Raw genomic sequence first — 21,926 nt, 5'->3', positions numbered from 1 at the left:
TCCCTCGCCTTCTGACCGGGTGGTCGCTAGCACGGCCTCCTGGTTCATTCATTCATTTTTGCGACATCGACTTTCACTAGTTGGCCGCTAAGATTTGTGGTCGACCAATGGGCTATGTACAATGACCTCCCTTTGCCTACGCAAAAGCTGGCGACAAGTCCGGCGCGTATGGTAAGGAGTTGAATTACAAAGCAATTCTGCCTTTTTCTTAAGGCAGCCCTGGTGAGAGTTCCCCTATGAAAGCAGGTCTGTACCATCCTGATGAATTCAAGGATAACTGCGGTTTCGGCTTGATCGCCCATATGCAGGGCGAGGCGAGCCACCATCTTCTGAAAACCGCCATCGAAGCCCTGACCTGCATGACCCACCGCGGCGGCATCAACGCCGACGGCAAGACCGGCGACGGTTGTGGTCTGTTGATCCAGAAGCCCGATCTTTTCCTGCGCGCTATTGCCAGGGAGACTTTCGCGGTCGATCTGCCGGCCCAGTACGCCGTTGGCATGGTTTTCTTCAACCAGGACCCGGTTCGTGCCGAAGCGGCTCGCGAGAACATGAATCGCGAAATCCTCGCCGCGGGCCTGCAACTGATCGGCTGGCGCAAGGTTCCGGTGGACACCAGCGTCCTTGGCCGTCTGGCCCTCGAGCGCCTGCCGCAGATCGAGCAGGTATTCATCGGCGGTGAAGGTCTGGGTGACCAGGAGATGGCGGTCAAGCTGTTCAGCGCCCGTCGTCGCTCCTCCGTGGCCAACGCCGCTGACGCCGACCACTACATCTGCAGCTTCTCGCACAAGACCATCATCTACAAAGGCCTGATGATGCCGGCCGACCTGCAGCAGTTCTACCCGGACCTGGGTGACGAACGCCTGCAGACCGCCATCTGCGTCTTCCACCAGCGCTTCTCTACCAACACCCTGCCGAAGTGGCCGCTGGCGCAGCCCTTCCGCTTCCTCGCCCACAACGGCGAGATCAACACCATCACCGGTAACCGCAACTGGGCGGTAGCCCGTCGCACCAAGTTCGCCAACGAGCAACTGCCCGACATCGATGAGCTCGGCCCGCTGGTCAACCGTGTGGGTTCCGACTCCTCCAGCATGGACAACATGCTCGAGCTGATGGTTACCGGCGGCATCGACCTGTTCCGTGGCGTGCGCATGATCATCCCGCCGGCCTGGCAGAACATGGAAACCATGGATGCCGACTTGCGCGCTTTCTACGAATACAACTCCATGCACATGGAGCCCTGGGACGGCCCTGCCGGCGTCGTGCTGACCGACGGCCGCTACGCCGTTTGCCTGCTCGACCGTAACGGCCTGCGTCCGGCTCGCTGGGTCACCACCAAGAACGGCTACATCACCCTCGCCTCGGAAATCGGTGTGTGGGATTACAAGCCGGAAGACGTGATCGCCAAGGGCCGTGTCGGCCCGGGCCAGATCCTCGCGGTGGATACCGAGACCGGCCAGGTCCTCAACACCGAAGACATCGACAACCGCCTGAAGTCGCGCCATCCGTACAAGCAGTGGCTGCGCCAGAGTGCCGTGCGCATCCAGGCCAAGCTCGACGACGACCACGGCGTGGCCAGCTACGACAGCGACCAGCTCAAGCAGTACATGAAAATGTTCCAGGTCACCTTCGAGGAGCGTGACCAGGTACTGCGCCCGCTGGCCGAGCAGGGCCAGGAAGCGGTTGGTTCCATGGGAGACGACACCCCCATGGCCGTGCTGTCTCAGCGCGTGCGTTCGCCGTTCGACTATTTCCGTCAGCAGTTCGCGCAGGTCACCAACCCACCGATCGACCCGCTGCGTGAAGCCATCGTCATGTCCCTGGAGATCTGCCTCGGTGCCGAGCGCAATATCTTCAGCGAGTCGCCTGACCACGCTACCCGCGTGATCCTCAGCAGCCCGGTGATCTCCCCGGCCAAGTGGAGCGCGCTGATGAGCCTGGATCGTCCAGGCTTCGAGCGGCAGATCATCGACCTGAACTACGAGGAAAGCCTCGGCCTCGAAGCAGCCGTGCGCAACATGGCCGACCAGGCTGAAGAAGCCGTGCGCTCCGGCAAGGTCCTGTTGGTTCTGACCGATCGCCACATCGCGCCCGGCAAGCTGCCGGCCCACGCCTCCCTGGCCGTCGGCGCCGTGCATCACCGTCTGGTGGAGAAGGGCCTGCGTTGCGACTGCAACATCTTGGTCGAGACCGCCACTGCCCGCGACCCGCACCACTTCGCCGTGCTGGTGGGCTTCGGTGCTTCCGCCGTGTACCCCTTCCTCGCCTATGAAGTGCTGGCCGACCTGATCCGCACCGGCGAAGTGCTGGGCGATCTGTACGAAGTCTTCAAACACTACCGCAAGGGCATCTCCAAGGGCCTGCTGAAGATCCTGTCGAAGATGGGCATCTCCACGATTGCTTCCTACCGTGGCGCGCAGCTGTTCGAAGCCGTCGGCCTGTCCGAAGAAGTGGTGGACCTCAGCTTCCGTGGCGTCGCCAGCCGCATCAAGGGTGCTCGCTTCGTCGACATCGAGTCGGAGCAGAAGCTGCTGGCCAATGAGGCCTGGAATAACCGCAAGGCCATCCAGCAAGGCGGCCTGTTGAAGTTCGTCTACGGCGGCGAATACCACGCATACAACCCAGACGTAGTGAATACCCTGCAGGCCGCTGTGCAGCAGGGCAACTACGAAAAGTTCAAGGAATACACCGCGCTGGTGGACACCCGCCCGGTGTCGATGCTACGCGACCTGCTCAAGGTCAAGACCATCGACCAGCCGCTGCCGCTGGACGAGATCGAGCCGCTGGAGTCCATCTTCAAGCGCTTCGATGCGGCGGGTATTTCCCTGGGCGCGCTGTCTCCCGAAGCGCACGAAGCACTGGCCGAAGCCATGAACCGCCTGGGTGGCCGTTCCAACTCCGGTGAGGGCGGTGAAGACCCGGCGCGCTACGGCACGGTGAAGAGCTCCAAGATCAAACAGGTGGCGACCGGCCGCTTCGGCGTCACCCCGGAATACCTGGTCAACGCCGAAGTACTGCAGATCAAGGTCGCCCAAGGCGCCAAGCCCGGTGAAGGTGGCCAGCTGCCCGGCGGCAAGGTCAACGGCCTGATCGCCCGTCTGCGTTACGCAGTGCCTGGCGTCACCCTGATTTCGCCGCCGCCGCACCACGACATCTACTCCATCGAAGACCTTGCCCAGCTGATCTATGACCTCAAGCAGGTCAACCCGCAGGCGCTGGTCTCGGTGAAGCTGGTGGCCGAAGCGGGCGTTGGCACCATCGCCGCTGGCGTGGCCAAGGCCTATGCTGACCTGATCACCATCTCCGGCTATGACGGTGGTACCGGTGCATCCCCGCTGACCTCCATCAAGTACGCGGGCAGCCCGTGGGAACTGGGTCTGGCGGAAACCCACCAGACCCTGCGCGGCAACGACCTGCGTGGCAAGGTCCGAGTGCAGACCGACGGCGGCCTGAAAACCGGCCTCGACGTGATCAAGGCGGCCATCCTCGGCGCCGAAAGCTTCGGCTTCGGTACCGCACCCATGATCGCCCTTGGCTGCAAGTACCTGCGTATCTGCCATCTGAACAACTGCGCCACTGGCGTCGCCACCCAGAACGACAAGCTGCGCAAGGACCACTTCATCGGCACCGTCGAAATGGTGATGAACTTCTTCACCTACATCGCCGAAGAAACTCGCGAATGGCTGGCCAAGCTGGGCGTGCGCAGCCTGAGTGAGCTGATCGGCCGAACCGACCTGCTGGAAATGCTGCCGGGTGATACCGAGAAGCAGGGCCACCTGGATCTCAGCCCGCTGCTGGGCAGCGACCACGTGCCGGCTGACAAGCCGCAGTTCTGCATCGTTGAGAAGAACCCGCCCTTCGACCCGGGCCTGCTGGCCGAGAAGATGTGGGACATCTCCAAGGCGGCTGTCGAAGGCAAGACCGGCGGCTTCTACGACCTGGACATCTGCAACTGCGACCGCTCCATCGGCGCGCGGATTTCCGGCGAGATCGCCCGTCGCCACGGCAACCAGGGCATGAAGGATGCTCCGGTGACCTTCCGCTTCCGCGGTACCGCGGGCCAGAGCTTCGGCGTGTGGAACGCTGGTGGCCTGAACCTCTACCTCGAAGGCGATGCCAACGACTACGTGGGCAAGGGCATGACTGGCGGCAAGGTGGTCATCACTCCGCCCAAGGGCAGCCCCTTCAAGAGCCAGGAGTCGGCCATCGTTGGCAACACCTGCCTCTACGGTGCTACGGGTGGCAAGCTGTTCGCCGCAGGAACTGCAGGCGAGCGCTTCGCCGTGCGTAACTCCGGCGCCCACACCGTGGTGGAAGGCACCGGCGACCACTGCTGCGAGTACATGACCGGCGGTTTCGTCTGTGTCCTGGGCAAGACTGGATATAACTTCGGATCCGGCATGACTGGCGGTTTCGCCTACGTACTGGACCAGGACAACAGCTTCGTCGACCGGGTCAACCACGAACTGGTGGAAATCCAGCGCATCAGCAACGAGTCCATGGAGGCCTACCGTAGCCACCTGCACAGCGTGCTGGTCGAATACGTGAAGGAGACTTCCAGCGACTGGGGTGCCCACCTGCTGGAAAACCTGGACGATTACCTGCGCAAGTTCTGGCTGGTCAAGCCGAAGGCCGCGAGCCTCGCTTCGCTGCTCTCCAGCACCCGTGCCAACCCGCAATGACAACAGCGCCTGAAGTGGTTTGATGAGGTTTTTTTAATGACTGAACGTCTGAACAACGACTTCCAGTTCATCGAGGTCGGGCGCAAGGATCCGAAGAAGAAGCTTCTGCGCCAGCGCAAGAAGGAATTCGTCGAGATCCATGACCTGTTCAAGCCGCAGCAAGCGGCTGACCAGGCTCACCGCTGCCTCGGCTGCGGTAACCCGTATTGCGAGTGGAAGTGCCCGGTGCACAACTTCATTCCGAACTGGCTGAAGCTGGTATCGGAAGGCAACATCCTGGCCGCCGCCGAACTGTCGCACCAGACCAACACCCTGCCGGAAGTCTGCGGCCGCGTGTGCCCGCAGGACCGCCTTTGCGAAGGCGCCTGCACCCTGAACGACGGCTTCGGCGCCGTGACCATCGGCTCGGTGGAGAAGTACATCACGGACACCGCCTTCGCCATGGGTTGGCGTCCGGACATGTCCAAGGTCAAGTTCACCGGCAAGCGCGTCGCCGTCATCGGTGCGGGCCCGGCTGGCTTGGGCTGTGCCGACGTACTGGTGCGCAACGGCGTGACCCCGGTGGTCTTCGACAAGAACCCGGAAATCGGCGGGCTGCTGACCTTCGGTATCCCCGAGTTCAAGCTCGAAAAGCACGTGCTGAGCCGTCGCCGTGAAGTCTTCACCGGCATGGGTGTCGAATTCCGCCTGAACACCGACGTGGGCAAGGACGTGACCATGGAGCAACTGCTCGAGGAATTCGATGCAGTCTTCATGGGCATGGGCACCTACACCTACATGAAGGGCGGTTTCCCGGGTGAAGACCTGCCGGGCGTGCACGACGCACTCGACTTCCTGATCGCCAACGTCAATCGCAACCTCGGCTTCGAGAAGTCCCCCGAAGACTTCGTCGACATGAAGGGCAAGCGCGTAGTGGTCCTGGGTGGTGGCGACACCGCGATGGACTGCAACCGCACCTCCATTCGCCAAGGCGCCAAGGCCGTGACCTGTGCCTACCGCCGTGACGAAGAGAACATGCCGGGTTCGCGCAAAGAGGTGAAGAACGCCAAGGAAGAAGGCGTGAAGTTCCTCTTCAACCGCCAGCCCATCGCCATCGTCGGCGAAGACAAGGTGGAAGGCGTGAAGGTGGTCGAGACCCGTCTCGGCGAACCGGACGCCCGTGGCCGTCGCAGTCCCGAGCCGATCCCGGGCTCCGAGGAAATCATCCCGGCTGAAGCCGTGCTGATTGCCTTCGGTTTCCGCCCGAGCCCGGCGCCCTGGTTCGAGCAGTTCGACATCCGCATCGACAACCAGGGCCGTGTGGTCGCTCCCGCGCAGTCGCAGTTCAAGCACCAGACCAGCAACCCGAAGATCTTCGCCGGTGGCGACATGGTCCGTGGTTCCGATCTGGTGGTAACGGCGATCTTCGAAGGACGTACGGCCGCCGAAGGCATCCTCGACTACCTGGGCGTCTAAGCGGCGCATCCACGCCGCCTGGTTGGCTGAGGCTCGCGGCATTTCGTCGCGATGGACAAAAGGCACGGCACCCGCCGTGCCTTTTGCATTGGGCTCTGCGAAAATGCCCGCACTTTTTCGTTGGACACTGCCATGACCGTCTTGAAGAACGACCGTTTCCTCCGCGCCCTGCTCAAGCAGCCCGTTGATGTCACTCCCGTCTGGATGATGCGCCAGGCCGGTCGTTACCTGCCGGAATACCGTGCCACCCGTGCCAAGGCCGGCGACTTCGTCAGTCTGATGAAAAACCCCGAGTTGGCCTGCGAGGTCACCGTCCAGCCGCTGGATCGTTATCCCCAGCTGGACGCGGCAATCCTCTTCTCCGACATCCTCACCATCCCCGACGCCATGGGCCAGGGGCTGTACTTCGAGACCGGTGAAGGTCCGCGCTTCAAGAAAGTCGTGAGCAGCCTGGCCGACATCGAAGCCCTGCCGATCCCGGACCCGGAGCAGGACCTGGGCTACGTGATGGACGCCGTCCGCAACATCCGCCGTGAACTGAACGGCCGTGTGCCGCTGATCGGCTTCTCCGGCAGCCCCTGGACCCTGGCCACCTATATGGTCGAAGGCGGGTCCAGCAAGGATTTCCGCAAGTCCAAGGCGATGCTCTACGGCAACCCGCAAGCCATGCACGCTCTTCTGGACAAGCTGGCCCAGTCGGTGACCGTCTACCTGAACGGCCAGATCAAGGCCGGCGCCCAGGCGGTGCAGATTTTCGATTCCTGGGGCGGCAGCCTCTCGGCGGCGGCCTACCAGGAATTCTCCCTGGCCTACATGAAGAAGATCGTCGACGGGCTGATCCGCGAGCACGACGGCCGTCGCGTACCGGTGATCCTCTTCACCAAGGGCGGTGGCCTCTGGCTGGAATCCATGGCTGACAGCGGCGCCGAAGCCCTGGGCCTGGACTGGACCTGCGACATCGGCAGCGCCCGCGCCCGCGTTGGTGACAAGGTCGCGCTGCAGGGCAACATGGACCCCTCCGTGCTCTACGCCAACCCGGCGGCCATCCGCGCCGAGGTGGGCCGCATCCTCGCCGCCTATGGCAAGGGCTCTGGCCACGTATTCAACCTCGGTCACGGCATCACTCCGGAAGTCGACCCGGCCCACGCTGGCGCCTTCTTCGAGGCAGTGCACGAACTGTCGGCGCAGTACCACGGCTGAGATCCGTGCAATGGAAAAGGCCGCTTTCGCGGCCTTTTCTAATTGAACCTGATGAGCTCACCGCGCTGGGCTTCTGGAACCTGGTCGATGGCGAGCAATTGAGGAGTCCTTCGGGTGGCTTTTTGATGTCACTTGTTTGGCGCAAGCATCTTGCCGGAGGCCTCGCCCTTGTCATGGGCATTGCATAGAATCCGACACTTATCAGGCTCAGTGAGGTGTGCGATGCGGCGCGTGGTTTTCAATCAGAAGGGCGGTGTCGGCAAGTCCAGCATTGCCTGTAACCTGGCGGCGGTGAGCGCTTCGCAGGGGTATCGCACCCTGTTGATCGACCTCGACGCCCAAGCCAACTCTACCCACTACCTCACCGGCCTGACCGGTGAAGATATCCCCATGGGGATCGCCGACTTCTTCAAGCAGACGCTCTCGGCTACCGCCTTCCGCAAGGGCAAGGTGGATATCTACGAAACGCCCTACGACAACCTCCACGTGGTGACCGCCACGGCTGAGCTGGCCGACCTCCAGCCCAAGCTCGAGTCGAAGCACAAGATCAACAAGCTGCGTAAGTTGCTGGACGACTTGGCCGAAGACTACGACCGGATCTACCTGGATACGCCTCCTGCATTGAACTTCTATACGGTTTCTGCCTTGATCGCCGCTGATCGCTGCCTGATTCCCTTCGACTGCGACAGCTTTTCCCGCAATGCGCTCTACGGGTTGCTTGCAGAAATAGAGGAGTTGAAGGAGGACCACAACGAGGGCCTGGAAGTGGAGGGCATTGTGGTCAACCAGTTCCAGCCGCGGGCGACCTTGCCCCAGCAGTTGCTGGATGAACTATTGGAGGAGGGGCTGCCGGTGCTGCCGGTCAACCTGATGATGTCGGTGAAGATGCGCGAGTCGCACCAGGCCTGCAAACCGCTGATCTACCTCGATCGCAACCATAAGCTGACCCAGCAGTTCGTCGAGCTGCACGACCTGCTGGAGAGTTGATGGCTCGGTAAGGGACTGCCTCTTGTTCGCCCCGGCTTGCCGGGGCGAATGCGTTATTTGACCAGCAACAGGTCGGCGGGAGGGTTTTGCAGGTAGCGCAGGGCGAGGCTGCCAAGCAGGGCTTGCGAAATCAGGCTACGGCCGTGGCTGCCGAGGGCGAACAGTTGTGGGCGCAGGCTGGCGATGCCGTCGTCCAGCGCCTTGGGGAGCGAGCCGCGCAGCACTTCCACCTCCACTGTGGGGGATCGGTCGGCCAGGCTGGTCAGTTCGTCTTCCAGCAGCTTCCCCAGTAGCGCTTTCTGGGTTTCCAGGAAACTGCCCGAGTTGGCACTTCTGGACAGCAACCTGTTGCCCAGCTCCATCACATTCAGTGCGGTCAGGTGGGCCTCCTGGGGAAGCAAGGCGCAGCCCTTGCGCAGGGCGTCGCAGGCGCAGAGGGAGAAGTCCAGTGCGGCGACCGCACGTTGGTAAGGCTGTTCAGGTCGTTCCCCGACTACCAGAAGCAATGGCGTGGTGAGGTGGCGGGCGACCCGCTCCAGCGTGGTGCCGATGAAGAGCTCGGGTGCGTTGTGGTGGTGCCGGCCGATAACTAGCAGGTCAGCCTGACTGTCGCCTGTTTCCTCGAGAATCTCCTGTGCCGGACGGCCCTTGCGCAGCAGCACCTGGCAGTCCTCGGCGCCCAGCTGTGCCAGGCGTTCAGTGAAATAGTGTTGGGCCGCGTCCCGCAGGTTGCCCTGGACAGCATTGGGCAGGTGGTCCTCGAGAACGTGCAGCAGGGACAGGCGGGCGTTGTGCTGGCGGGTCAGCTGGATGGCACGGCGCAGGGCAATGTCTGCTTCGTGGCTGAGGTCATGGGCGACAAGGATGTGCTGAAACATGGTGGGGGCCTCCTCTGAGGCTCGCACTCTGCGACTTTTCGTCACCCGCCATTTTGATCCAGGGCAAGGCCGATCAATGGGCTCGCATCTGGTAGAGCCCGCGGCTCTGCGCAACCACTTCGCCGTCGGCGTCCAGTAACTGCAGTTCCAGCAGGTAGTCGGCCTTACCGTTGGTTTCGGCCTCTTGCTGGATGCGCGTGATTTCCTCGCTGCCCATGCGTGCTTCGACCGTAATGTCCCCCTTGGCGGGGCGGCGGAAGCGCAGGTTCATTTCCTTGACGATGGGGTAGAAGCGGCGGCTGTCGAAGCTGGTGAGAAAAAGCGCGCCGCCGGGTACTTCGGCCAGGGTGAAGAGTGCCCCGGCGTAGAGCGTGCCGATGTGGTTCTGGTTACCTTCGAGGGGCATGCGCAGGCGCACATGGCCGCGCTCCAGGACCTCGGCCTTGAGGCCGCTGCGTTTGACGAAGGCGATCTGTTCCTCGGTCAACTGGCGAACCAGTTCGATGGGCATGGACATGGCGGACTCCGGTGTGGGCGACTTCCAGAGCCTAATCGTCGCGTGCGCGCCGGCAATGACCGGGACGGTCAGCGTGGCTGACCGAAACGCTCATGCCCTGGCTCTTGTAGGAGCGAGCTCTGCTCGCGAGCGGCCCCGCAGTGAAACTTCGCGAGCAAGAACTCGGCGTCCCCCTCGCTCCTACGGGAACATGCCCATCAGATGCCTTGGTTTTTCAGCCAGGCGAGCAGTTGCGGCAGTGGCAGGGCGCCGCTCTGGCGGGCGACTTCGACGCCGCCCTTGAACAGGATAAGGGTGGGGATTGAGCGGATGTTGAGCTGTCCGGCCAGTTGGCGGTTGGCCTCGCTGTCCAGCTTGCCCAGGCGGCAGCGGCCCTGGAGTTGGCCAGCAGCCTGTTGGTAGGTCGGCGCGAAGGCCTTGCAGGGGCCGCACCAGTCGGCCCAGACGTCCACCAGCAGCGGCAGATCGCCACGCAGCTGCTTGGCGAAGCTGGCCTCGTTCAGGTCGAAGGGTGCGGCGGGCAGCACGGCGGCCTTGCAGTGGCCGCAGCGCGGCGCATCGCCCAGGCGGGCGGCGGGAATACGGTTGAGGCCCGCGCACTCTGCGCAGGGGATCATCAGCGGGTCGGTCATGTGAAGCTCCAGTGGCGGACTTCACAGATCTGGAGTCGCGCAGGGCGGAAATCAACCCGCAATCGCCCTCAGCGCAGGGCGATGAAGATGTTGTAGGCGCTGATCAGGGTGATCAGGCAGCCGACAATGATGAGCAGGGTGCGCGACGACAGCTTCTTGCACAGCAGGGCGGCGAAGGGCGCGGCGAACAGGCCGCCGAAGACGAGACCGGCGACCATCTTCCAGGTGTCCGGCTCGCCGGCCAGGAGAATGAAGGAAGTGGCACTGGAGATGGTCAGGAAGAACTCGGCGAAGTTGACCGAACCGATGGTGGTGCGCGGATCGCTGCCCGAACCGATCAGGCTGCTGGTGACCACCGGGCCCCAGCCACCGCCACCGGCGGCATCGACGAAACCGCCGAACAGCGCCAGCTTGGCGACGTGGTTGGGCGCGCGGCGCTTGGCCACGTGGCGGTAGGCCTTGCTCAGGATGTACAGGCCCATCAGCAGCAGGTAGGCGGAGATGAATGGCTTGAGCACCGCACCGTCGAACTGGGTGATCAGCACGGCGCCGAGGACGGCACCGATGATGCCCGGCAGCAGCAGGCGCAGAAACAGGGACTTGTTGACGTTGCCCAGCTTGACGTGGGAAATGCCCGACAGGCCAGTGGTGAACACTTCGGCGATGTGCACGCTGGCGCTGGCAGCAGCGGGAGTGGCGCCGGTGCTGAGCAGGAAGGTGGTAGCCGTGATGCCGTAAGCCATGCCCAGCGCGCCGTCGATGACCTGGGCGAAGAAGCCCACCGCCACCGCGCTCCAGAAGCCTTTGCTGGTCAGGGCGTTCTCGATGATCTCGAAGCCACTGCCGCCGCCGTTATCGAAGAACAGGCGCCAGGCCAGGAAGCTCAGCAGGCCGACCAGAATCAACACCGCAACCCACATCGCGGCTCGCAGGACGGGATGGTCGTCGGGATGCGAGACGAAATCTTCGACGGGCGGAATCCGCAGTGCTTCGTGTTCGGTGTTGATCGAACTCTGGCTGAGGTCGAGGTTGCGAATCTTCATGCGGGCACAGCGCCTGACAGTGGGTGGTAGAACAGGCTGGAATAAGCAGGCCGCGAAGATAATCCGCTTTGCTTAGAGAGTCTAAGAAGATTTATGCAGGTTTATATTCCATTTTGTGAGTGAAGCGGGCCGTGCGCCGATGGGAGAAGGCTGGCTCAGCTGTATCCCCGGGTTGACCTGTAACTGTATTCCCGATCTGCGGCTGGCCTGGGCTAGGCTGGGGCTTTCCAATCGGAGGAGAGGACGGTGATGCGGACCTTGGGCGTGCTTGGCGGAATGAGCTGGGAATCCACCGTCACCTATTACCAACTGCTCAATCGGGGCGTGCGAGAGCGCCTTGGTGGACTGCATTCGGCGCCCCTGCTGCTGCACTCGGTGGATTTCGCGCAGATCGCCGCACAGCAGAAGGCCGGTGAATGGGAGGCTGCCGGCCAGGTGCTGGCCGAGGCTGCAAAGGGCCTGGCGGGCGCCGGCGCGACGGCGCTGCTGCTGGCCACCAACACCATGCACAAGGTGGCCGCGGCCATCGAGGACGCCGTGGATATCCCGCTGCTGCACATAGGCGACGCCGTTGGCCAGGCGCTGCGCGAGCGGAGCATCGAACGTGCGGCCTTGCTCGGCACTCGCTTCACCATGCGGGAAGATTTCTACCGGGAACGCCTGGATCGGCGCTTCGGCATCCACGTACGGGTGCCCGACGCTGCGGCCATAGCGGAGATCGACCGGATCATCTTCCAGGAGCTCTGCGTAGGCCGGTTCCTGCCAGCCGCCCAGGCCTTCTACCTCGACCAGTTGGCGGCGCTGAAGGCCGAGGGTGCCCAGGCGGCGATCCTCGGTTGCACAGAGATCGGTCTGCTGCTGGAGGGGTGCGACTCGCCGCTGCCGCTGGTGGACAGCGCCGAGCGGCATGTGGCGATGGGGTTGGAATGGATGCTGGAGGACTGAAACCCGCTGCGGGTTCCCAGGGGGCCGCTGCGCGGCCCTTGGCGAATGAATTCGCCCCTACAGGTAGGACCTTTCCCGATCAGGACGAGCAGCTGATCTCCAGGTGCTTGCCCCATTCTGGCGGGCGTTCGGCATAGCGCTCCATGCCCGGTTGTTCGTCGAAGGGGCGGGAGAGCACGGCGTGCAGCTGGCGCACCTCGGCATAGTCACCCTGCTGGGCCGCCTCGATGGCGCGCTGGGCGAGGTAGTTGCGCAGGACGTACCTGGGGTTCACCGCGTGCATTCGGGTACGGCGTGCTTTCTGGTCGTCGCCCTCCAGCGCCGCGCGGGCCTGGTAGTCGGCGGCCCAGGTATCGAAGCCTGCCAGGTCGACGAAGTCTTCCCGCAGCTTGCGCAATGCCTGCTTCGGACTCTCCTCGCCCAGACGGCGGAAAAACTGGTTGTAGTCCACGGCACTGCCTTGCATGAGTTGCAGCAGGCGCTGCACTCGCGCCTCGTCTTGCTCGTCAGCTGAGGTGAAGCCCAGGCGACGGCGCATCAGGTCCAGGTAATGGGCCTGATAGAGCGGCAGGAACAGGTTGAGGGTCTCTCGCAGCTGGTCCACGTCGACGAAGGGCGTCAGCGCCTGCGCCAGGGCCGCGAGGTTCCAGTGGGCGATGGGCACCTGGTTGCTGAAGCTGTAGCGGCCGCTGTCGTCGGAGTGGTTGCAGATGTGGTTGGCATCGAAGTCGTCGAGGAAGGCGTAGGGGCCGTAGTCGAAGGTGATACCGAGGATCGACATGTTGTCGGTGTTCATCACCCCGTGGCAGAAGCCGTAGGCCTGCCAAAGGGCGATGAGTTCGGCATTGCGTTCCAGCACTTCGCGGAAGAACGCGGCCCAGGGTTGCTCCTGCTCCAGGCATTGGGGGAAATGGCACTCCATGACGTGTCGCCCCAGGGTTTCGAGCTGCTCGTGCTGGCGCGTGTAATAGAAGTACTCGAAGTGACCGAAGCGTACGTGGCTCGGCGACAGGCGCAGCAGCATGGCGCCGGTTTCGCGCGTTTCCCGGTACACCAGGGTCGAGGAGCCGGTCACGCACAGTGCGCGGCTGGTGGGAATGCCCAGGGCGTGCAGGTATTCACTGGCGAGGAATTCGCGGATCGAGCTGCGCAGCACCGCGCGGCCATCGCCCATGCGCGAGTAGGGCGTCTGGCCGGCGCCCTTGAGGTGAAGGTCCCAATGCTCGCCGGCATCGTTGAGCACCTCGCCCAGCAGCAGCCCGCGGCCGTCACCCAGGCGCGGGTTGTAGGCCCCGAACTGGTGCCCGGAATAGACCATCGCGCGTGGCTCAGCCTCGGACCAGAGTTTGTGCCCGGAGAACAGCTCGGCGAACACCTGGGTGTCGGCTTCAACCGGGTCCAGGTCGAGCAGGGCCATGGCTGCCGGACTGGCCACCACCAGGCGCGGCTCCGCGATGGGCTCGGGCAGCACCTCGGTGGAGAAGGCATCACCCAGGCGGGCGAAACGGTTGTCGAACTGCAGGTCGTCGAGTCTTTTCATGGGCTCAGCTTGTCATGCCGCCGTCGGCGCTGGAAGTGGACTCATCTGGCTTCCGGGACCGGTGCCTTGTCCTTGATCGGTATGCCTTCGGCGTCGGTATCGCCATGTTTGTCGATCCTGCGGGTGAGGGTGACGTCCATCTTCGGCGTACTGGAGGTATTGATGTCGTGCTCTTTGAACAGCTGGTCGATGCGACGGTTCAGTTCGTCCGTGGCCAGGCCTCTGTCGCTGAGCTCGCGCACGTAGATCTTCAGCTCGTGATCTAACGTGGCAGGGCCATAGGCTTTCAGCTGCACGGTGGGTGCCGGGTCGCGGAGTACGCGCGGGTTCTCCTGAGTGGCTTGCAGCAGCAGCTTGCGCACCATTTCGAGGTCGAGATCGCTGCTGCGGTTGACGCTGTACTCCAGCACGATGCGGGTGACGGTGTCGGTCAAGGTCCAGTTGATCAGTTGGCTGGTAAGGAAAGTCTGGTTTGGGACGATCACTTCCTTACGGTCGCTGTCGGTGATGTGGGTGGCGCGGATGTGGATACGGTTCACCGTGCCGGTGACAGTGCCGATGGTGACCAGGTCGCCGATGCGCACGGGCCGCTCGAACAGCAGGATCAGGCCGGAGATGAAGTTGGCGAAGATCGCCTGCATACCGAAGCCGATACCCACCGAGAGGGCGGCTACCAGCCATTGCAGCTTGTCCCAGCTGACGCCGAGCGTAGACAGCGCCGTGACAAAGCCAATGCCAGCAATGGCATAGGACAGCAGGGTGGTCGTGGCGTAGGCGCTGCCCTGGGCCAGCTTCAGCCGGGATAGCACCAGGACCTCCAGCAGGCCTGGCAGGTTGCGCGCGAGCGCCGTGGTAATGCCGGCGATGATCAATGCACCGAGCACGTCCAGCAGGCTGATGGGCACCTGAGTGGCGGCATTGCCGGTGCCGGTGGAGTACTGGTAGAGGGTGATCTGGTCGAGGTAGGCGAACACGCTGATCAGGTCGGCCCAGACCAGGTACAGGCAGGCGATGAACACACCCAGCAGCGCCAGGCGGATAAGGCGCAGCGACTGCTGGTTGACCTTTTCGATGTCGAGGGTCGGCTCTTCCACCACGACCTCTTCGCCCTCGGCATTCTCCTTGGTCTGTGCCTGGCGCTTGGCGAGCACCCGCTGGTAGGCGAGGCGCCGGGCCGCCACCGAGAGGCCGCGGACGAAGGCCGCCTCGACCAGCAACAGGACAATCACCAGGTAAAGAGAGGTAATCAGCCGATCAGTGAGTTTGAGCGAGGTGTAGTAGTAACCGAAGCCCACCGCGACGATGAAGACCAGCGGAACCAGCGTGAAGGCGACGCCGATCAGCAGGCGGAAAGGTGACGTCTGCTCGCGCATGGGTTCGGCCAACAGCAGGTTGCTCAGCACAAGGGTCATCAAGGCATAGCAACTGAGCACTACGATGATGCCGATGATGTCGTCTGCCAGCGCCGCAGGTTGGTGCTCGGCGACGGTGACGATGGCTACCAGCGCCATGACCACGCCACCCAGGCGACGGATCTGACTGCGCAGGAAGGCGACCCGCGGGCGGTCCCAGTGAAAGTGCAGTTCGGCGATGCCACCCGGTGCAAGGACGCGGTAGAGGGTATAGAACACCATCCAGGCCTGGGCCATCTCCATAAAGGCGGCGCCCAGGGTGGCGTTTTGGCCGCGGGCGTCGATCTGCAGGGCGAAACCGCAGAGGACCAGGAACAGGCTGACCGGCAGGGCGAGCATCACGGTGAGGAACAGCGCCATTGGTGTGTGCAGTTGGCTGTCACGCTTGAAGTGGCCGACGTCCTGGTTGATCTCGTGGAGCTTGGCGTACAGGTAGCGACGCTTCCATAGCAGGCCGCCGATTACCAGAAGCAACGGCAGGAACAGCCAGGGACGGTCCACCAGGCCCTCGCCCAATTCGCGCAGCCCTGCACCCCAGGGCATTTCTGCCAACTGGCGTTCCAACAGGTGCGGGGTGGATTTCAGCCAGTTGAGGTCCAGAGGCTTGTTGCTCGGAATCCAGAACATCTGCTCGTCGAGGGTGTTGCGCAAGGCCAGGGAGGTCTCCTGCAATTGCTTCTGGTTGAGCTGCAGGGTGATGGATTCGTTGAGCAGGGTGTTGAGCTCACGACTCAGGCGATCGAGTAGCTCGGCGCGGGTGGTGACCAGTTCCATCAAGGTCGTACGCAGTTCAGCTGTCACTTGCTCGGGCGGCTGCTCGGCGAGCAGGCCGTCAACATAAGCCTGCTGGTTGCTCAACTGGTCGCGCTGCTGATTCAGCTCGAACTGGTAGAGACGGATATCGGCGATCTCATCGGCCAGGTTCTTGTCCAGGTGCAGTTGGGGTAGAGCCTGCTTCTGCTGGTAGAGGATCTTGGCCAGCAGCAGGCTGCCCTGGAGTACGCTGATCTGCTCTTCCAGGGCCTGATCGGCCTGGCTGAGGTTGTCCAGTTGCTGGCGGGTCTGCAGGTTCTGCTGGGTCAGCTCGTTGAGACGGTCGGTGGCACGCAGCAGGTAGTCGGACATCTTCAGGTTGATGGCGCTTTCTTTCGCGAGCAGGCTGTCCGGCGTCGCCTTGTCAGTGTCGCGGGAGAGTTCGGCCACCGTCTGCTCCGAGCTTTCCCGGCGCATCTCGTTGATCAGCGACTGCAGGTCCTGGGTTTCCTGCTCAAGGCGGCGGATGCGCTCCATGAGCAGGTCGCGCTGGCTGTTGCCGAGGTCCTGCAACAGGCTGTTGCCCGCCAGCTCTTCGCGGCGCAATTCGGTCTGGGCAGCGAGGGCGGCCTGCTCGGCGCTGAGCAGGTTGCGCTGATTGTCGCTGATGGTCTTGCCGTTCTCCTTGCCGGTCTTGAGGTTGTTGTTGATCTGCTGGATACGCGTCTGGTTGGTACTGATCTCGGCCTGGGCCCGCTCCGGGCGGGTCTGGGAGGTGATGATCAGGCTGTTGGCGTCGGCCAGTGACTTCTGCCGCTCGGCCAGTTCGTTGCTGCGCTCATCCAGCAGCTTTTCCAGTTGCGCGAGTTCGGATTTGCCATAACGCTCTTTCACCGCGATGGGCGGGCTGTTCTTCAGCCGCATCAGTTCGCGCTGTGCGTCATTGACCAGGCGGGGAGCATCGCTCAGCTGGCGCTTGAGCGCTGTCAGGGCCTGCTGGCTTTCCTGCTGGTTGGCCACGAAGGTCTGAGTCTGTTCCTCGAGCGAGGGCTTGTCCTGGGCTTCGCCTTCGGCAGCCTTGCTCTCGGTTGGCGCGGCAGTCGGTTTGGGCAAGGCAGCACCGACGGTGGGGGCAGCTTGCAGGTAGGCCGGAGTCAGGCAGAGGCCCAGCAGGGTGGCAGCAAGAAAGGTGCGCAAGGAGGCAATCATCGCGATCGGGTAACTCGGGTTCAAATGCGGCTAATGATATGCCACGACGGCCTTTGCAGGGCTGTCTGGCACGAGCGGTAGTGATCCGGGTTCGCGCATCGGCGAACCCATGGTTTCCATGGTGGGGGCCTGACGACTCGGGAGGGCCGTCCTAGACGCGTCCTCTAGAGGAACAGCCCCGGACGACCCTGCCCTTCGGGGAATTTGACGCCCACTTTGCGTACCTTGTTCCCCTCCATCAGAGCAACGGTCCAGGTCAGACCGTTCCATTCCACCTGGTCGCCGACCACCGGCTCGCCGCCGATTTCGTGGGCAATGAAACGGCCCAGGGCCTGGTGGCCATCCAGCGCGCCGAGCTTGAGGCCGTAGAGCGCGGCCACCGCAGACAGCTGGGCATCGCCTTCCAGGACAAAGTCGCCGAAGAAGCGCAGGTCCAGCCCGCGCTGCGGCGCCTGGCTGAACAGTTTACCGAGGGCAGAGAGGTCATGCTCGTGGCCGACGACACAGAGGATGTCGCCAGCCTCCAGGGTGGTACTGCCTGATGGGTGCAGCAGCTCCTTGCCGCGGAACAGTGCGGCGATGCGGGTGCCTTCCGGCATTTTCAGCTCGCGCAGGGCGGCGCCGATGCACCACTTCTCGGCCCCCAGGCGGTAGACGAACAGCTCCCACTCGCTGGTGGGGTGCACTTCCAGGCCCGCGCGGGAGATCGGCGCGGGCTCAGGCGGGACCGTCACTCGCAGCAGCTTGGCGGCCCAGGGCAGGCTAGTGCCTTGCAGAACCAGGGACACCAGCACGATGAAGAAGGCGACGTTGAAGAACAGTTGGGCATTGGGCAGCCCGGCCATCAGCGGGAACACGGCGAGAATGATCGGCACCGCGCCGCGTAGGCCGACCCAGGCAATGAAGGCCTTTTCGCGGTCGTGGAATGCGCGGAAGGGCAGCAGGCCGAGGAACACTGACAGCGGACGGGCAAAGATGATCATCCACAGCGCCAGGCCCAGGGCCGGCAGCAGGATCGGGAGCATCTCGTGTGGCGTGACCAGCAGGCCGAGCACCAGGAACATACCGATCTGCGCCAGCCAGGTGAGGCCGTCGAGCATGTGCAGTATGCCGTGGCGCGAGCGGATTGGCCGGTTGCCGAGGTACAAGCCGAAGAGGTAGACGGCGAGGATGCCACTGCCGTGTACGGCGTTGGTCACGGCAAACACCAGGATGCCGCCGGCCACTACCAACAGGGGATAGAGGCCGTTCGCCAGGGTCAGGCGATTGATCAGTTGCAGCATCAGCCAGCCACCGACGAAGCCCAGCAGGGTGCCGATGCCGAACTGCTGGACGATGTGTACGACAAAGGTCCAGCTGAAGCCGGTCTGGCCGGTGGCGAGCATCTCGATCAGGGTCACGGTGAGGAACACCGCCATCGGGTCGTTACTGCCCGACTCGATTTCCAGGGTGGCGCTGACGCGCTCGTTGAGGCCGCGTCCACCCAGCAGGCTGAACACCGCTGCGGCGTCGGTGGAGCCGACGATGGCGCCGATCAGCAGGCCTTCCAGGGTGCTTAGGTTGAATAGCCAGGCGGCAGCCACACCGGTCAGTCCTGCGGTGACCAGCACCCCGATGGTGGCCATGGACAATGAGGGCCAGAGCGCCACACGGAAGGTAGCGGCACGGGTTCGCATGCCGCCGTCCAGCAAGATGATCGCCAGCGCCAGGTTGCCCACCAGGTAGGCCTGGGAATAGTTGTTGAAGGCGATGCCGCCAGGGCCGTCGCTGCCGGCGAGCATGCCGACCACAAGGAACACGACGAGGATGGGGACGCCGAAGCGCGACCCGAAGGCGCTGACCAGAATACTCATGCCTACCAGCACCGCGCCGATCAGGAACAGGCTATTGACGGTGGTGGCATCCACTGGTGGCTCCTTGCATGGGGGAGGGACTATGGGGCATGCAGGGGGCGCATGCGGACGAATTCTAACCTGCGGGCGGCAGCGCGCTGCAAGCTTTACATGCAGAGTTCTTGCCAGGGGGGAGGCGCTGATTGGAAGGACAAATCCAGGGAGGGTTCCCTTGGAATTTTCTGCAGTCGATTACACCTGGAAAAACCGGGGCATAGAAAGGTTCTTCGCAGGGTTTCGGGGAAAAGCGGCGTAAGCTGGATTGGCAATCCGGTGTGAGGGTGTTGGCTTGTTGTTCGGTGGTTCAGCTCATTGCCGAGTGGGTGTCGACTTTCTGTTTCGCCCTCCCGGGCGACTCCCTTTGGCAGTCGCCCCAAAGGAAGCAAAACGCTTGCCCCGCCATCCGGGTTTGGCTTCGCCAAACTCCCCTCCCTCCATCATTGCGCCAGGGGCACGGCGCGAAGGGCCATCCATGGCCCTACACGCCTCTCGCGGCATCCATGGCCCTACACGCCTCTCGCGGCATCCATGCCGCTCGTCCCCCTCTGCAACGATTCCGCTCGGCCTACTGAAGGGGCGTTGTCGCTGCCCCACCGCTTCTGCCGAGATTCAGGCAACGCGTGGGCATCAGGAGGCTGCGCCGTTTCAGGCGCGCGTCACCCCTCTCCCACCGGGGCGAAGAGGCACGCTTTCGGAAGCACCGCTTCCGGTGCCGATGAGCGACTGAGCGCGAAGCGATCAGGCCGGGGCGCAGGGCGGGGGAGGGGGAGAGGGATGCAACCGGCCGCACGCTGCCAATCAAGGGCACTCACACAATATTGCTAGCCGTTGTGCGCCACTTCCCCGAAATTCTGCGTTGAACCATAAAAAAGCCCCGCATGTGCGCGGGGCGTGAAGAACCCTGGAAAAGGGTCAGAACCAGTTGTCTTGCATAGCCAGGCAGGTGTCGTCGCGGGCTTCGAGCAGTGTCAGCTCGTGGTGGCAGCCGGGCACTTCCCAGGTGAGGAAGTAGCGTGCGGCCTGCAGCTTGCCCTGGTAGAAGTCGGCGTCTGCTGCATTGCCACGGGCCAGTCCCTGTTCGGCGCGGATGGCCTGTTCCAGCCAGCGCCAGCCGATCACCGTATGGCCGAAGACTTTCAGGTACAGCGCCGAATTGGCCAGGGCCTGGTTGACCTTGCCCTGCATCAGGTCGCCGAGCAGCGCCAGGGTGACGTTGGATAGGCGCGCCAGCAGGTGCTCCAGCGGTTGGCGCAGGGCGGTCAGCGACTCGTATTCGGCGGCGCGCTCGCAGCAGCCCTGGATCAACCGGGTCAGTTGCTTGAGGCCGGCACCCTTGTTCTGCGCCAGCTTGCGGCCCAGCAGGTCGAGGGACTGGATGCCGTGGGTGCCTTCATGGATGGGGTTCAGACGGTTGTCGCGGTAGTACTGCTCCACCGGGTATTCGCGGGTGTAACCATGGCCGCCGAGTATCTGGATCGCCAGCTCGTTGGCCTTGAGGCAGAACTCCGAAGGCCAGGATTTGACGATCGGGGTGAGCAGGTCGAGCAGCTCGTGGGCCTGCTGGCGCTCCTCCTCGGTGGCCAGCGTCTGCGTATCGTCGAACAGGCGCGCCGAGTACAGGCCAAGGTCGAAGGCGCCTTCCACATAGGCTTTCTGGGTCAGCAGCATGCGACGCACGTCGGCGTGCTGGATGATCGAGACTTGGGGCGAGGTTGGGTCCTTGCCGTCTGGCAGTCGACCCTGCGGGCGCTCGCGGGCGTATTCGAGGGAATAGAGGTAGCCGGCGTAGCCGAGCATCACCGCGCCCATGCCGACACCAATGCGCGCCTCGTTCATCATCTGGAACATGTAGGAAAGGCCGGTGTGCGGTCTGCCTACCAGATAACCGACGCAATCACCGTTATCGCCGAAGTTCAGCGCAGTAGAGGTGGTGCCTCGGTAGCCCATCTTGTGGAAGAGGCCGGCCAGGATCACGTCGTTGCGCTTGCCGAGGGAGCCATCGTCGTTGACCAGGAACTTGGGCACGATGAACAGCGAGATGCCCTTCACGCCGGGCGGGGCGTCCGGCAGCTTGGCCAGGACCATGTGCACGATGTTGTCCGCCAGCGGGTGGTCGCCGCCGGAGATGAAAATCTTGTTGCCCTTGATGCGATAGGTGCCATCGGCGGCAGGTTCGGCGCGGGTACGGATGTCCGAGAGGGACGAGCCGGCATGGGGTTCGGTCAGGGCCATGGTGCCGAAAAAGCGGCCATCGATCATCGGTTGCAGGAACCGCTGTTTTTGCTCGTCGCTGCCGAAGCTCTCGATCAGGTTGGCCGCGCCCATGGTCAGGAACGGGTAGGCCGAGCTGCCGACGTTGGCGGCCTGGAAGTGGGCGAAGCAGGCCTGGGACAGCAAGGTCGGCAACTGCATGCCGCCTTGTTCGAAGCTGCGGGTGGCGTTGAGGAATCCGGCTTCGAGGAAGGCGTCGACTGCCGGCTTCACTTCCGGGATCAGGGTGGCGGCGCCATCGACGTACTCCGGCTCCTGCTCGTCGCCTTTGCGGTTGTGCGGAGCGAAGAACTTTTCGGCGATGCTGCGGGCGGTGCCCAGGGCTGCGTCAAAGGTTTCGCGGTTGTGGTCGGCGAATCGCTCGCGCTGGGTCAGGGCTTCGGCGTCCAGCACTTCGTAGAGTTCGAAGGCCAGGTTGCGGGAACTGAGCAGGGTCTCGGACATGGTGGCTCTCCGGTGGGATCGTCTGAGTCTAGATCGGTGAATGAAGGGCGCCTAGCAACATCCATG

Annotated in this window: 13 protein-coding genes; 5 read left to right on the top strand and 8 right to left on the bottom strand. The window is 63.4% G+C overall.

The window, feature by feature from the left end; genetic code table 11:
• The first annotated feature begins 236 nt into the window (after nucleotides 1-236).
• The 4 genes from gltB (at nucleotide 237) to AAHM40_RS04920 (ending at nucleotide 8,324) form a co-directional block, all read left to right on the top strand.
• Nucleotides 237-4,682, top strand: coding sequence for a glutamate synthase large subunit (gene gltB, locus AAHM40_RS04935; protein WP_342243665.1), 4,446 nt, complete (start codon nucleotides 237-239; stop codon nucleotides 4,680-4,682).
• 36 nt (nucleotides 4,683-4,718) lie between these two features.
• On the top strand, nucleotides 4,719-6,137 hold the full coding sequence (locus AAHM40_RS04930) for an FAD-dependent oxidoreductase (protein ID WP_342243664.1): 1,419 nt from the start codon (nucleotides 4,719-4,721) through the stop codon (nucleotides 6,135-6,137).
• Nucleotides 6,138-6,269: 132 nt separating this feature from the next.
• Nucleotides 6,270-7,337 carry a uroporphyrinogen decarboxylase gene (gene hemE / locus AAHM40_RS04925; protein WP_342243663.1) on the top strand — a complete coding sequence of 356 codons (1,068 nt, stop codon included), beginning with the start codon at nucleotides 6,270-6,272 and terminating at the stop codon, nucleotides 7,335-7,337.
• A 222-nt stretch (nucleotides 7,338-7,559) separates the two neighbouring features.
• A complete protein-coding gene (locus AAHM40_RS04920; RefSeq protein WP_280284958.1) occupies nucleotides 7,560-8,324 on the top strand; it encodes a ParA family protein in 765 nt (254 codons plus the stop codon).
• A 53-nt stretch (nucleotides 8,325-8,377) separates the two neighbouring features.
• Here AAHM40_RS04920 and AAHM40_RS04915 read toward each other — a convergent pair whose 3' ends face one another.
• From AAHM40_RS04915 to AAHM40_RS04900, 4 genes are all read right to left on the bottom strand, one after another.
• Complete coding sequence (locus AAHM40_RS04915; protein ID WP_342243662.1) at nucleotides 8,378-9,202, bottom strand: universal stress protein; 825 nt, start codon at nucleotides 9,200-9,202, stop codon at nucleotides 8,378-8,380.
• Nucleotides 9,203-9,275: 73 nt separating this feature from the next.
• Complete coding sequence (locus AAHM40_RS04910; protein WP_342243661.1) at nucleotides 9,276-9,719, bottom strand: PaaI family thioesterase; 444 nt, start codon at nucleotides 9,717-9,719, stop codon at nucleotides 9,276-9,278.
• Between the two features lie 197 nt (nucleotides 9,720-9,916).
• Nucleotides 9,917-10,351 (bottom strand): thioredoxin TrxC, encoded by a 435-nt coding sequence (gene trxC, locus AAHM40_RS04905; RefSeq protein WP_342243660.1) that lies wholly within the window; start codon nucleotides 10,349-10,351, stop codon nucleotides 9,917-9,919.
• A gap of 68 nt (nucleotides 10,352-10,419) precedes the next feature.
• A complete protein-coding gene (locus tag AAHM40_RS04900) occupies nucleotides 10,420-11,394 on the bottom strand; it encodes a sulfite exporter TauE/SafE family protein (RefSeq protein WP_342243659.1) in 975 nt (324 codons plus the stop codon).
• A gap of 249 nt (nucleotides 11,395-11,643) precedes the next feature.
• Between AAHM40_RS04900 and AAHM40_RS04895 the strand changes: the two genes are divergently transcribed.
• Nucleotides 11,644-12,339 (top strand): aspartate/glutamate racemase family protein, encoded by a 696-nt coding sequence (locus AAHM40_RS04895; RefSeq protein ID WP_342243728.1) that lies wholly within the window; start codon nucleotides 11,644-11,646, stop codon nucleotides 12,337-12,339.
• Between the two features lie 79 nt (nucleotides 12,340-12,418).
• On the opposite strand, the gene selO is transcribed toward AAHM40_RS04895, so the two are convergent.
• The 4 genes from selO to AAHM40_RS04875 all read right to left on the bottom strand — a co-directional run bounded on the left by selO (nucleotide 12,419) and on the right by AAHM40_RS04875 (nucleotide 21,860).
• A complete protein-coding gene (gene selO / locus AAHM40_RS04890; RefSeq protein ID WP_342243658.1) occupies nucleotides 12,419-13,879 on the bottom strand; it encodes a protein adenylyltransferase SelO in 1,461 nt (486 codons plus the stop codon).
• Nucleotides 13,880-13,920: 41 nt separating this feature from the next.
• Complete coding sequence (gene mscK / locus AAHM40_RS04885) at nucleotides 13,921-17,250, bottom strand: mechanosensitive channel MscK (protein WP_342243727.1); 3,330 nt, start codon at nucleotides 17,248-17,250, stop codon at nucleotides 13,921-13,923.
• Nucleotides 17,251-17,417: 167 nt separating this feature from the next.
• The gene (locus AAHM40_RS04880) at nucleotides 17,418-19,160 is read right to left on the bottom strand and encodes a potassium/proton antiporter (RefSeq protein ID WP_342243657.1); all 1,743 of its coding nucleotides are present in this window, start codon (nucleotides 19,158-19,160) and stop codon (nucleotides 17,418-17,420) included.
• An 897-nt stretch (nucleotides 19,161-20,057) separates the two neighbouring features.
• On the bottom strand, nucleotides 20,058-21,860 hold the full coding sequence (locus AAHM40_RS04875; protein WP_342243656.1) for an acyl-CoA dehydrogenase: 1,803 nt from the start codon (nucleotides 21,858-21,860) through the stop codon (nucleotides 20,058-20,060).
• Nucleotides 21,861-21,926: the final 66 nt, after the last annotated feature.

The sequence above is a fragment of the Pseudomonas sp. OTU5201 genome, from assembly GCF_038440135.1.
Lineage (GTDB): Bacteria > Pseudomonadota > Gammaproteobacteria > Pseudomonadales > Pseudomonadaceae > Metapseudomonas > Metapseudomonas resinovorans.
This window is presented reverse-complemented; position numbering and strand designations above follow the sequence as displayed.